The sequence below is a fragment of the Rhodococcus sp. ACS1 genome, assembly GCF_002300155.1.
In the GTDB taxonomy this organism is placed as follows: Bacteria; Actinomycetota; Actinomycetes; order Mycobacteriales; family Mycobacteriaceae; genus Rhodococcus_F; species Rhodococcus_F koreensis.
Genome location: NZ_NSDZ01000001.1, coordinates 1,081,720 through 1,094,827, shown reverse-complemented (window position 1 = coordinate 1,094,827; position 13,108 = coordinate 1,081,720). Strand labels below are relative to the sequence as shown.

Sequence of the window (13,108 nt, the reverse complement as noted above, 5' to 3'; positions counted from 1 at the left end):
GGTCAGCGCGGTAGGGGCACCAGTTCGGCGAGATCGCCGTCGGCGGCCCCCGCCGGGACCAGCGCCAGCGCTTCGCGGTCGATCAGGCCCGCGAGATGCGCCGTCCGGATTCCGGGGTCCACGCGCCACGTGCCGTCCGGTTGCGGGACGGCGGGCAGGATGCGGGTGGCGTCGCTGCTGACCTCGGACGCATTCGCGATGCGCCCCAGCTGAATCGGTGCCGGGGTGCGACCGGTGAGCGCGGCTGCGATGTACGGAACCGTGGTCAGCAGTGTCACGACCGCGGCGTACGGGTTGCCGGGCAGCCCGAGGACCACCCGGCCGTCGGGCAGCAGGGCGGTCACCTGCGAACCGCCCGGGCGGCACCGCACCCTGCCCACCACGATCCGGGCGTCCGCACGGTCGAGCGCCGCACGCAGCTGGTCGGCCGCGCCGCCGCCGGTGGCCCCCACGATCACGATCAGGTCGGGCCGGCGGACTTCCCGGAACAGCTCGTCGAAGCTGTCGGACGTGTCCCGCAGGTGCGTGTCGGCGACCGTGTGGATGCCGCACCACGAGAGGAACTGGGGGAGAACGGGTCCCAGTGCATCCCGGGTCTGCCCGTGGCGCAGCGGGCCGTCGCGCCGGATCTCGTCGCCCGTGACCACGACGTGCGCGCGGACCGGTCCGCGGACCCCGGCGGTGGTCACCTCCGCGCTCGCGGCCGCGGAGACGAGCGCGGGCGTGACGGCCGTTCCCTCCGCCGCGAGCCGGTACCCCTCGTGCCAGTCCTCACCGCGACGCCGCGCGTCGTCGCGCACGGGTACGCCGTCCCTGCGGGACAGTCGCGGCCCCTCGGAAGTGTCTGTCGTCACGGCGAATTCGTCCCGCACGACGGTGGAGGCGCCGCTGGGCAGATGCGCACCGGTCGCGATCCGCGCCGCCTCGCCCTCTGCCAGTTCGAGTTCCTCGTCGCTGCCGGCGTACCGGATGGCGTCGCGCAGCACCCACGGACCGTCGCCCGCGACGGCGTACCCGTCCATGGCGGACACCGCGATGCGCGGCAGGGCGTCGGCGGCGAGCAGCGGCTCGGCGAGCGTGGCGCCGAGCGACGTGCCGAGCGCCGCGGCGCGCGGTGGCAGTGGGGGGACCGCGGCCAGGATCGCGGTGCGGGCCTCGGCGATGGTGACCGGCGCCGCCGCGGACGTGTTCCGGGCCCGCTCGACGTCCTCCGGTGTGTCGCAGTCGGTGACGCCGCGGAAGAGCACCGTTCCGAACGATTCCGGAACGAGGGCCTTCATGGGCTGGTTCACGGCGGAGCCGAGCGCGCGGAGCCGGTCGGTGAGCGCGCCGACGCGCCACGCGGACAACAGGAACTGCAGGCGTCCCGACTCGTCGACCGCGAACACGGTGTCGGCGTCCTGCACGGCGGCGGCGAGGGCCTCGGCCATCGCCGGTTCCGCGAACGGCAGGTCCGACGCGAGCAGGATCACCCGGTCGGCCGGGTCGGCGTCGAGCACGGCCAGCCCGGCGGCCACCCCCGCGACCGGGCCTGCGCCCGGCGGCGTCTCCTGCGTCTGGAGCACCGTCGAATCGAGGTCGGCGCGGCGAGGTCCCACGACGACGATGCGCTCACAGTCGTCGACGGCGTCGAGGGCGGTGTCGAGCATCCGGCGTCCGCCGACCACGACGGCCGGTTTGTCGACGCCGCCCATCCGAGTGGCTCGTCCACCGGCGAGGACTATCGCGTGAACGGGCGCGGCAGAGTTCATTCCCTCATGCTGCCGCACTCCCTCAGTCGCTGTGCAGGTGGCTGCGCGGAGGGCCGGCCGGCCCGGACCGTCCGCCCTGCGCCGTGCTGACGCAGAGCCAGGCCACCGACGCCAGACTGAGGGCCGAGAGGATTCCAATTACCAACATGAATCGATTGTCGGCCCGAAGTGGACCGCGATTTCCAGTCCTCTGTGGAAAAGTGGCCTGTATGAGTAGCGAACCGGTCCGAACCGTCTCCGCGGCCGAGTTGGCGGTGCTGCTCGGTGCGGCGCCCGCAGGCGGGCAGCCCCTGTACCGCGGGCTCGCCGACGCCCTGCGCGAGAGGGTCGCCGACGGGTCCATGGCCGTCGGAGTCCGGCTGCCCGCCGAACGGGCCCTCGCGGAGGAACTCCGGCTCAGCCGGGTGACCGTCAGCGCCGCCTATCGCGAACTGCGAGAGGCCGGTTGGGCGTCGGCGCGGCACGGATCGGGGACATTCGTGGCGATGCCGTCGGGTCCGCCCGCCTGGGGAACCATGGTCGGGGCGCCGGTCGACGGCGTGATCGACCTCGTCAACGCCGCACCGGCGGCCGCTCCCGAACTCAGGGAGGCGTACCTCGACGCCGTCGACGAGTTGCCCCGCTTCATGCCCCAGCACGGCTACCACCCCGGCGGACTGACCACACTCCGGGCGGCGATAGCAGACCGCTACACGCGCCGCGGTCGCCCGACCATCGCGGACCAGATCCTCGTCACCGGGGGCGCGGGTGACGCCACCGAGGTGGTGTTCGAGGCACTGGTCGAGGCGGGCGACCGTGTCCTGATCGAGCACCCGACCTACCCCGGCGCGGTCGAATCCGTGCAGGCGGCCGGGGGCAGACCCGTTCCGGTGCCGATCGACGCGACCGACCCGGACGCGTTCGTCGCCGACGCGGACCGGGCCGCCCGGCAGAGTGCCCCCACGGTGGCGTATGTGATGCCGGACTTCTCCAATCCCTCGGGAGCCAGGGCAACTCCCGAGGGCAGACGGCGGCTGGCCGCGACCCTCGCCCGCCACGGAGTGGTGACTGTCGTGGACGAAGTGGCGGCGGACATCGTGCTGGACGGTCCGGACGACCTGGAGCCGTTCGGTGTCCCGGTCCCGGAATCGGCGACCGTGGCGATCGGCAGCCTCAGCAAGACCGTGTGGGGAGGTATCCGCATCGGCTGGGTGCGTGCGGAGGCTGCCCGCACCGCGCAGCTGGCCAAGATCATGGCCCGAAGGCAGCTGTCGGTCTCCGTGCTGGATCAGCTTGCGGCCGTGCGCCTGTTCGCCTGGCACGATCGACTGGTCGCGCAGCGCCGCCGCGACCTCCGGGTGCAGCGGGACGCGCTCGCGGCGGCGGTCGACGAGCGGTTGCCCGGGTGGAGTTACGTGCTGCCCGCCGGGGGACTGTCCCTGTGGTGCAGGCTGCCTGCCGATACGAGTTCGACGGACCTCGTCGCGGCCGCGCGGTCGCGGGGGCTGCTGCTGGCGCCGGGGCCGCGGTTCGGCACCGGCCATCTGTTCGACGACCATCAGCGGATGCCGTTCACACGGCCGGTGTCCGAACTGACCGCCGCCGTGAATGTCCTTGCCACGCTGGTCGTGTCCGCCGACGCCTCGATGTCCGTGACGCCGACGCTCGTCGTGTGACGCGCGGGTGTGTCACGGAAAAATATCTGTGAATCGAAGTATCGGTCAGAGACCTGTTCGGTACCGGGAAAGGGGCGGATCTTTATCGACGCTCTGGCATAGTGATGCCGTCGACCCGTCGCTGAAATGTGGGGTATGTCATGGGCTCGTTGTTCCGCAGATCCTTCGGCACCGCCGTAGTCGGCCCGGTCCTCGCCCTGACTGCCGCCCTCGTCGGCGCAGGAATTTCCGCGGCACAACCGCTGGTGCCGTTGCCGCCCTTGCCGACCCCGCCCGCTGCCGACGTGATCTTCCCGGTCGCCGACCCGGACCCCTTCTACATCCAGCCCACGGACATCGCCGACCACGCCCCGGGTGACGTGCTGAAGATCCGCCAGCTGCCGCCGTCGTACTACTTCCCCGGTAGTGCGATGTGGGAGTTGCTGTTCCGGACCACCGACTCCGAGGGCAGACCGATCGCGGCGAACACCACGTATGTGCTGCCCCCGAACCACGTCCCGGACGGCCCGCTGGTGTCGTACCAGCACATCATCAATTCACTGGGCAACAAGTGCAAGATCGTCACCGAGCTGTACACCACCGACCCCCTGCACCAGATCCGGGAGGCGGCAGGCCTCAACATCGCTCTCGCGCGCGGGTGGGCGGTGGCGCTGCCCGACCATCTGGGACCGCGGATGGCGTACGGCGCAGCCAAACTCGGCGGCCAGATCACGCTCGACGGCATCCGTGCCGTCCAGCGGGTCCCCGAACTGCAGGTACAGAACAGCAAGGTCGGACTGGGCGGGTACTCCGGTGGCGGCATGGCGACGGCATGGGCGGCGGCGCTGGCGCCGAGCTACGCCCCCGAACTGAACCTCGTCGGCGCCGCCGAGGGTGGAACCCCGATGAACCTGGTGAAGATGGCGGAGGCGCTGGGCACCAATCCGCACCCCGCGTTCGGTCTCGCGATGGCCGCCGCACTGGGTCTCGAACGCGAATACCCGGATCGCGTCGACGTCAGCGGCCAACTCAACGACGAGGGCCGCCGGATGAAGCAGATGATCGGCAACGGATGCACGAACGAGATCATGCTGTTCGGAATCGGGCACAGCGCTTCGGAAATGACCGACAACCAGCACTTCATGGACGACCCGGAAGCGTGGAAGGTGATGGAGGAGAACAGCCTGGAGCTGTACCCGGGCGTGCCCACCGTACCGATCTTCGAATGGCACAGTCCGACGGACGCGCTGATCCCTGTCGATTCGATCGACACCACCCTGCGGCGGTACTGCGACGCGGGCACCCCGGTGCAGACGCTGCTCACGCCGACACCCGACCATCTGTCGGCGGCGGCGCTGGGACTGCCCCAGGGGCTGGACTGGATGGACGCCCGGTTCCGCGGCGACCCCGCGCCGAGCACCTGCTGAGGTGGGTGGACCGTCAGCCGGGCGGATCGAACCGGTACCGCGCCGCCGCGAGATCCACGCGGCCGTCCCGGATGGGCACGCCCTCGAGTTCGAGCTTCGCGATCTGCTTGTGCGCGAGGTGCGGCGCCGGCCGCCCCGAGGCGCCCAGCACGCGGTGCCAGGGGAGGTCGGCGGAGTCGGTGCGCATGATCCAGCCCACCGTCCGCGCACTGGACAGCCCGGCCGCCGCGGCGATGTCGCCGTAGGTGGCCACCCGGCCGGGCGGAATCGACGCGACCAGCGCGCGCACCGCCTCGACCTGTTTCTCCGTCGTCGCGACCATCAGAGAAGTGTGCGGATGAGCTCGGCCACCTCGTCGGGCCGGGCCTGCGGCACCATGTGATCGCAGTCGAGGTCGACGGCGGTGAGGTTGCCGCCCAGGTGGTCGACGAGGGCCTTGCGGAACGCGGGTGTGACGTACGGCGGCTGCACCTTCGACGCCTGCACGAGCACGGTCGGCAGATGCGCGGGCGGCAGGACCGCCTCGCGGGCCAGTTCGCCCCACGCCGTGACGACGGCGGGGGTGGACAGTCGCCAGTTGACCCGGCCGTTCTCGAGGGGCACCAGGTGTTCGGCGATCTCGTCCTCGAGGACGTCGCGGGCCACCTCGCCCCACGAGCCGTGCAGCTTGTCGGACCGGGCCTCCTCGACGTCGGTGTAGTCGGGGGAGGAGATGGTGAGATCGGCCACCGACTGCATCTGCGCGGGGTCGAGCCCGATCGCCGGGTCGAGCAGCACGAGGCCGCGGATCCGGTCGGGGACCGCGCGTGCCAGGTGCAGCGCCAGGGCGCAACCGAACGAGTGGCCCACCACCAGGACCGGTCCCCGGGCGTGCGCGTCGAGGGTGTCGACGAGGCTCGCGACGTGGGCCTCGAGGTTCCACGGCGGCGACCACGTCGAGCGGCCGTGCCCGAGCAGGTCGGGGGAGATCCACCGGGCGTCGGGCAGCTGGTCGGTGGCCAGCGCCTCCCACCGTCTGCCGTGGCCGGTGAGTCCGTGCAGGGCGAGGATCTCCGTGCCGTCCTCGGCGCCGAACAGGTACGTATTCAGTGCTGACACGTGACCCATGATGCCGGATCGGGCCGCCGCAGGAGATGTCGGACCGTTCTGGTGGAATGCTGCCCATGACGGAATCGGCGGTGCGCACCAGGACGTCGGCTCCCCGGGCCCGGCTCGTGCACCGCCCGAGCCCCGACCGCCCGGCCCGGGTGTGGGACGACTCCACGCAGCGGGTCCTCACCGCACCGCCCCTCGGCATGGGCTGGAATCCCTGGCAGGTGCTCGGCGGCCCGGGAACCGGCAAGACGTCGCTACTCGTCGACGTCGCGGTGGACCGGATCGCCGGCGGCGAGGACCCGGAGTCGGTGCTCGTCCTGACGCAGTCGAAGCGAGCGGCGGGCCGGGTGCGCGAAGAGGTGACCGCCGCCCTCATCGGCCACGACGAGCACCACGGGCCCCGGGCCACGCGCGAACCGCTCGTCCGCACCGTCCACTCCTACGCGTTCGCGGTGCTGCGGTTGCAGGCCGCCGCCCACGGCAATCCGCCGCCGCGCCTCATCACCGGCGCCGAGCAGGACGCCGTGCTCCGCGAGATGCTGCAGGGCGACATCGCGGACGGCGGCGAGATGTGGCCCGAACGGCTGCGTCCCGCACTGGCGCTGGGCGGCTTCGCCGTCGAACTGCGCGACCTCATGTTGCGCGCGAGCGAGCGGGGCCTCGGCCCGGAAGATCTGATCACGCTGGGCCGGCGGCACGACCGCTCCGAGTGGGTGGCGGCGGGCATGTTCGCCGCCCGGTACGAGCACGGCATGCTGCTGCGCGGAGCGGTGGGTGTCGAGGCCCCCGAGGCCACGGCGCCGGCGCTGGACGCGGCCGAACTCATCGGTGCGGCCCTCACCGCGTTCGCCACCGACCCGGACCTGCTGCGCGCGGAACGGGACCGGGTGCGGCACCTGCTCGTCGACGACGCCCAGCACCTCGATCCGCAGGCCGCGGAACTGGTCCGGCTCGTCGGCACCGGTACCCGCACCACGGTCGTGGCCGGCGACCCCGACCAGTCGATCTACGGGTTCCGCGGGGCCGACCCCACGTTCCTCGCCGACCTGGCCGACAAGGGCGATCCCCGGCAGGTGCTGTTACCGGTCAACTTCCGCAGTTCGGCGGAGGTCGCGACCACTGCGGCCCGGATCACGTCCCGCCTGCCGGGGCATCTGCCCCACCGGATCTGGACCCCGTCCCAGGGCGGCGGCAGGACGTCGGTCCGGGTCCTGGGCACCGCGGCGAAGGAGGCGGCGCTGATCGCCGACACCCTGCGCCGCGCCCACCTCCTCGACGGGGTGCCGTGGTCGGAGATGGCGGTGATCGTGCGCTCGGTTCCGCGGGCGCTGGCTCCGCTCCGGCGGGCGCTGCTCGGTGCGGGTGTGCCGGTCACCACCGCGGCGTCCGAGTTGCCGCTGGCTCGTCAGCACGGGGTGTCGGGGCTGATGCTGGTGCTGCGGGCACTGTCGGGGCAGGAATTCACGGGCGAGGACGCGCTCGCCCTGCTCGCAGGCCCGGTCGGCGGCGCAGAACCCGTGGCGCTCCGGCGTCTTCGCCGGGGTCTGCGGCGCGCCGAGCTGGCCTCCGGCGGCGACCGTGACTCCGCGGAACTGGTCCGTCTCCTGCTGGTCGGCGAGACGGACAGCACCCGCAGGGTCACGGCGAAGCTGACCGACGTCGAAGCGGCGTCCCTGAACCGGGTGCTGTCCGTGCTGCGCAAGGCGAGGGTTCCGCTCGAGCGGGGGCGCGGCATCGAGGACGTGCTGTGGGCGGCGTGGCAGGCCACCGGACTCGAACGTCGCTGGTCGGCGGCCTCCGCCCGCGGCGGTCCGATCGGGGCGCAGGCCGACCGCGACCTCGACGCCGTGGTCGCCCTGTTCGACGCAGCGGCGAGTTACGTCGACCGTCTCCCTCGCGCGCAGCTCGCCGGGTTCGTCGACTACCTGACCGGGCAGGCGATTCCCACCGCGCGCACCGTCTCCGTCGTTCCGGGCGACGCCGTGTCGGTGCTCAGCGCCCACTCGGCGGCCGGCCGGGAGTGGGACGTCGTCGCGGTCGCGGGTGTGCAGGAAGGGCTGTGGCCGAGCCTGCGGGCGCGCGGAAGCCTGCTCGGCACCGAGGCGCTGATCGACCTCACGGGCGGCGTGTCCGACGGCAGCGAGACCGCCGCCGACCGGATGTCGCGCACCGCACCGCTGCTGGCCGAGGAACGCAGGCTGTTCCTGGTGGCGTGCAGCCGGGCGAGGCGGAGTCTGCTGGTCACCGCGGTCGACTCGGCCAGCGGCGACGCCGATCTCGTCCACTCCCGTTTCGTCGACGAACTGCTCGCCGGAGAACAGGATTCGGACGCCGAGGAGGTGGTGGTTCCTGCGGAGGATCCGGCGACCCGGGTCCTGGCCCTGCCCGCCCTCGTCGCCGAATTGCGCAGCGTGGTCTGCGATCCGGACGTCGCCGAATCCGACCCCGCCCGCCAGGAACGCGCCGCCCGCCAACTCGCCCGGCTCGCCGAAGCCGGGGTGCGCGGCGCCCACCCGGACCAGTGGTACGGCACGGCCGAACCGAGCACCGGCGTGGCGTTGTGGAACGCGGAGGACGGACCGGTGTCGCTGTCGCCGTCCACCGTCGACCTGCTCAACACCTGCCCGTTGCGGTGGCTGCTCGAACGCCACGGCGGCCGGGACGGCGACAACACCCACGCCATCGCCGGAACGCTCGTGCACACGCTGGTGCAGGCGCTCGCAGGCCGCATCCCACCCGATCAGGTGGAACGTGCGCTCGAGAACGCCTGGGAGTCGATCGATCTCGGCTCCCAGTGGTACTCGCGGCGCGAACTCGACCGCACCCGGGACATGCTCGCCACGTTCACCGCCTGGCTCGGGAACACCCGGTCCGAACTCACCGAGGTCGGAGTCGAGGTGGCCGTCGACGGCGTCCTCGAGCCGCGGGAGGAGGGTTCCCCGCAAATCCGGCTGCGGGGGCGGATCGACCGGCTCGAACGCGACGCCGAGGGCAGGCCCGTGATCGTCGACGTGAAGACCGCCCGCTCACCCGTCACCAGGGACGACGCCCAGCAGCACGCCCAGCTGGCGGCGTACCAGGTGGCGGCGGCCACCGGTGCGATCGACGGGGAGCCGGCGTCGAAACCCGGTGGGGCGCGGCTGGTCTTCGTCGCCAAACCACACAAGAAGGAAGGCGCGACGCAGCGGGTGCAGGCACCGCTGTCGGAGGAGGACCTCGAGACGTGGCTCGCGGTCATCCATGCGGCGGCGGCCGCCACCAAGGGGCCGGAGTTCCTCGCCCGCGTCAACGACGGATGCAGGCACTGCCCGGTGCGGACGAGTTGTCCCGCGCACGACGAGGGACGGCAGGTGACGTCGGAATGACCATCCGAATCGACCCGGTGGAACTCGCGATCGGACTGGGGCAGCATCCGCCGACCCCGGAACAGGCCGCCGTCATCGCGGCCCCCCTCGGCCCGACCCTCGTCGTCGCGGGGGCAGGCGCGGGCAAGACCGAGACGATGGCCGCCCGCGTCGTGTGGCTGGTGGCCAACGGGGTCGTCGACCCCGAGGCGGTGCTGGGTCTGACGTTCACCCGCAAGGCGGCGCAGCAGCTGACCGCCCGGATCAGGAAACGCCTTGCCCGTCTGGCGGGTTCGGACCTGCTCCGCCGGGTCGACCCGAGCGGTGACCTCCGGTCGCGCATCCTCGCCGGCGAACCGGAGGTCAGCACGTATCACTCCTACGCCGGGCGACTGCTGTCCGAGCACGGGCTCCTGTTGCCCATCGAACCGTCGGCGACGCTGCTGTCGGAGACGGAACTGTGGCAGCTGGCGCACCGGGTGGTCAGCTCGTGGGACGGCGACCTCGACACCGATAGAAATCCGGCGTCCGTCACCGAGGCGGTCCTCGCGCTGGCCGGGCAGCTCGCCGAGCACCTCGTCGAACCGGACGACCTGCGGGAGGCGCACACCGAACTCGACAAGCTCGTCCACACCCTGCCCGCCGGACCGCGGCAGCGCGGTGGTCCCGGTAAGGAACTGCTCGACATCCTCGACACCCAGCACCGCCGGGTGGAACTCTTGCCGCTGGTGCAGCGGCTCGCGGACACCCTGCGACGGGAAGGCGCGCTCGACTTCGGCAGTCAGATGTCGCTGGCGGCACGCGTCGCCGCGGACCACCCCGAGGTCGGCCTCACCGAGCGCACCCGTTTCCGGGTGGTGCTGCTCGACGAGTACCAGGACACGGGACACGCGCAGCGGGTGCTGCTGTCGTCGCTGTTCGGCGGCGGACTCGACGGCGAACTTGCGCTGACCGCGGTGGGCGATCCCATGCAGTCGATCTACGGCTGGCGCGGTGCGTCGGCGGCCAACCTGCCCCGCTTCGCCACGGATTTCCCGCTGACGAACGGGGATCCGGCGCCGACGCTGGAACTGCTCACCAGCTGGCGCAACCCGCCGGAGGCCCTGGCGCTGGCCAACATGGCGTCGGCGTCCCTGCGGGAGCGGGGCGTGGCGGTCAGCATGCTGCGGGCGCGACCGCAGGCCGTACCCGGGGACGTGCGGCTGGCCCTCACCGGTGACGTCGTGCAGGAACGGGAATGGGTGGCCGACCGCATCGCCGAACAGTACGCGGACGCCGCGAACCGGGGCGAGGATCCGCCGACCGCCGCGGTGCTGATCCGCCGCAACGCCGACGCGGCACCGGTCGCGGAGGTGCTGCGGTCGCGGGGTCTGCCGGTCGAGGTGGTCGGTCTCGGCGGTCTGCTCCACACGCCCGAGGTGGCCGACGTCATCGCGATGCTCCGGGTCGTCGCCGACCCGATGGCGGGCAGTGCCGCCGTCCGGATGCTGACCGGCGCGAGATGGCAGATCGGGGCCGCCGACCTGACGGCGCTGTCGCGGCGAGCGTCCGAACTGGCCATCGGAACGGGCTACGGAACCACCGGCGCCGTCACGGATTCGGCCGCCCTCGCCGACGCCGTCGGCGAGGCGCTGCCCGGTGAACACGCGGAGCAGGCGGGGCTGGCGGACGCGCTGGCGGATCCCGGCCCCGCAGAACGCTATTCGCAGGTCGGCTACGCACGGATCACCGCGGTGGCGGCGGAGTTGGCGTCCCTGCGCGAGCGGATCGGGCAGCCGCTCACCGAACTGGTGGCGGAGGTCGAACGGGTGCTGGGGATCGGCATCGAAGCGCAGGCCCGGACGCGGCAGTCGGCGCGGGGGAGTGCGGGCCGGGAACATCTCGACGCCTTCGCCGACGTCGTCGCCGGTTACGCGAACCGCACGTCGGCCACCGTCACCGGACTGCTCGCCTTCCTGTCCGCCGCGGAATCGGTCGAAAAAGGCCTGGCGCCCGGCGAAGTCGAAGTGGACCCGCACCGCGTCCAGGTGCTGACCGTGCACTCCGCGAAGGGGCTGGAGTGGGAAGTGGTGGCGGTGCCGCACCTCACGGCCGGTGTCTTTCCGTCGCGGACCGCGTCCGGGTCCTGGCTCGGTGCGCTCGGCGAACTGCCGCCGTCGCTGCGCGGAGACCGGGAGCGGCCGGGTGAGTCGGCAGACGGTGTACCCGTCCTCGAACTCGAGAACCTGTACGACCGGAAAGACCTCGAGGAGGCCGTGAAGGCGCACAAGTCGGCGCTGGCGGCCCGCAGACTGGACGAGGACCGCCGGCTGTTCTACGTCGCCCTCACCCGCACCGAACGGGTGCTGTTCGCTTCGGGTCACCACTGGGCAGAATTGGGAACCGAGCCGAAGGGGCCGTCGGAGTTCCTCACCGAACTGCGCGACACGGTGACGGACGAGGAGTACGAGGGTATCGGGATCGTCGATCTCTGGGCGCCCACGCCCGAACCTGAGGAGCAGAACCCGCTGACCAGCACCCCCAAGTCGGCTGTGTGGCCGCGGGATCCGCTCGGTCTCCGCCGGGAGGCGGTCGAGCGTGGTGCGGCGCTGGTCGTCGCGGCACTGAAGAACGTCGGCCGGCAGGCGCCGGCGGACGAGGAGGACGACCACGAGAACTGGGCAGCCGACGTCGACGCCCTCCTCGCGGAGCGGGAAGCGCGTGCGAACGCCCGGACCGAGGTGGTGTTACCCGGCCAGCTGTCGGTGAGCCAGCTCGTCGAACTCGAGGCCGACCCGGACGCCCTGGCCGCCCGGCTGCGGCGGCCGCTGCCGTTCCCGCCGAATCCGCTCGCGCGGCGCGGCACCGCGTTCCACGCATGGGTGGAGCGCCGTTTCGGAGCCACCCGGCTGCTCGATCTCGACGAGCTGCCCGGTGCCGCCGACACGGGTGCGGGCCCGGACGCCGATCTCGCGACGTTGCAGGACGCGTTCCTGCGCTCGCCGTGGGCCGACCGCAACCCGACGGAGGTCGAGGTGCCGTTCGAGACCTCGGTGGCGGGGACCGTGCTGAGGGGCCGGATCGACGCGGTGTTCACCGACCCCGACGGCGGGTGGACGGTGATCGACTGGAAGACCGGCGCCGAACCGAGCGCGGCCAACGAGAAGGCCGTCGTGATGCAGCTCGCCGCGTACCGGCTGGCGTGGGCCGAACTGATGGACGTTCCGATCGAGCGGGTGCGCGCCGCATTCCATTACGTGCGGACCGGACGGACGATCGCGCCGGACCGCCTCCCCGGCGCCGACGCGCTCGCCCGACTCCTCAGTACCGCCGGCGCCGGCGAATCGGATCCCGCCGACGGAGGTCCCGAAGACGAGCTCAGGCGTGACGCCGAGCTTTGAGGGCCTCGGCGATCAACGGGATCTGCAGCGGAAGACGCAGCAGCGCACCGGTTTTCTGCACGGTCGTCGTCTTCGGGCTCTTCAGCCAGTCCACTGCCATGTTGATGTTGGCAGGGAAGACGGCGACGAACAGCAGTGCGGCGAGACCGCCACCGAGCCTGCGCGTGCGCGGCACGGCCAGCGCGGTGCCGATCGCGAGCTCGGCGACCCCGGACACGTAGGTGTAGGTGCGGGCGTCGCCCGGCAACTGTGTGGGCACCGTGGAATCGAAGAACTTCGGGGCGGCGAAGTGCATCGTGCCCGCGCCCAGCAGCAGCGCGGCGAGACGGAGTGCGGGCTTCTGGCTCGGTCGTGGTGTGACGCTCTCTCGTTGCATGACGCCAGCTTGCCCGAACCACCCGGTTCGCGACAACGAGGCTCCGACGTGTGTCCGGTGGGACAATCGGGGTTAGGCTGCCAGCCGATGTCGGAGTTCAG

Annotated in this window: 9 protein-coding genes; 4 read left to right on the top strand and 5 right to left on the bottom strand. The window is 72.1% G+C overall.

Translation table 11 applies throughout. The features are described 5' to 3' along the window. Positions 1-2: 2 nt before the first annotated feature. Both CJ179_RS05240 and CJ179_RS52600 read right to left on the bottom strand, forming a co-directional pair. Positions 3-1,751, bottom strand: coding sequence for an NTP transferase domain-containing protein (locus CJ179_RS05240; RefSeq protein WP_095860835.1), 1,749 nt, complete (start codon positions 1,749-1,751; stop codon positions 3-5). Positions 1,752-1,773: 22 nt separating this feature from the next. Then, a complete protein-coding gene (locus CJ179_RS52600; RefSeq protein WP_255314956.1) occupies positions 1,774-1,899 on the bottom strand; it encodes a hypothetical protein in 126 nt (41 codons plus the stop codon). A gap of 61 nt (positions 1,900-1,960) precedes the next feature. Between CJ179_RS52600 and CJ179_RS05235 the strand changes: the two genes are divergently transcribed. Together CJ179_RS05235 and CJ179_RS05230 are read left to right on the top strand one after the other, a co-directional pair. Continuing rightward, positions 1,961-3,406 carry a PLP-dependent aminotransferase family protein gene (locus tag CJ179_RS05235; RefSeq protein ID WP_095860834.1) on the top strand — a complete coding sequence of 482 codons (1,446 nt, stop codon included), beginning with the start codon at positions 1,961-1,963 and terminating at the stop codon, positions 3,404-3,406. Positions 3,407-3,546: 140 nt separating this feature from the next. Continuing rightward, complete coding sequence (locus CJ179_RS05230; RefSeq protein ID WP_095860833.1) at positions 3,547-4,812, top strand: lipase family protein; 1,266 nt, start codon at positions 3,547-3,549, stop codon at positions 4,810-4,812. A 13-nt stretch (positions 4,813-4,825) separates the two neighbouring features. Here CJ179_RS05230 and CJ179_RS05225 read toward each other — a convergent pair whose 3' ends face one another. Beyond that, complete coding sequence (locus tag CJ179_RS05225; RefSeq protein ID WP_095860832.1) at positions 4,826-5,134, bottom strand: MGMT family protein; 309 nt, start codon at positions 5,132-5,134, stop codon at positions 4,826-4,828. After that, on the bottom strand, positions 5,134-5,919 hold the full coding sequence (locus CJ179_RS05220) for an alpha/beta fold hydrolase (RefSeq protein WP_072937667.1): 786 nt from the start codon (positions 5,917-5,919) through the stop codon (positions 5,134-5,136). Before CJ179_RS05220 ends, CJ179_RS05225 begins: the two co-directional genes overlap by 1 nt. A 56-nt stretch (positions 5,920-5,975) precedes the next feature. Between CJ179_RS05220 and CJ179_RS05215 the strand changes: the two genes are divergently transcribed. After that, positions 5,976-9,272, top strand: coding sequence for an ATP-dependent DNA helicase (locus CJ179_RS05215; RefSeq protein ID WP_095860831.1), 3,297 nt, complete (start codon positions 5,976-5,978; stop codon positions 9,270-9,272). Next, positions 9,269-12,631, top strand: coding sequence for an ATP-dependent DNA helicase (locus tag CJ179_RS05210; protein ID WP_095861063.1), 3,363 nt, complete (start codon positions 9,269-9,271; stop codon positions 12,629-12,631). Before CJ179_RS05215 ends, CJ179_RS05210 begins: the two co-directional genes overlap by 4 nt. Here CJ179_RS05210 and CJ179_RS05205 read toward each other — a convergent pair. Then, positions 12,609-13,007 carry a MauE/DoxX family redox-associated membrane protein gene (locus tag CJ179_RS05205; protein ID WP_095860830.1) on the bottom strand — a complete coding sequence of 133 codons (399 nt, stop codon included), beginning with the start codon at positions 13,005-13,007 and terminating at the stop codon, positions 12,609-12,611. The two genes, CJ179_RS05210 and CJ179_RS05205, sit on opposite strands and share 23 nt — an antisense overlap. Between the last annotated feature and the right edge of the window lie 101 nt (positions 13,008-13,108).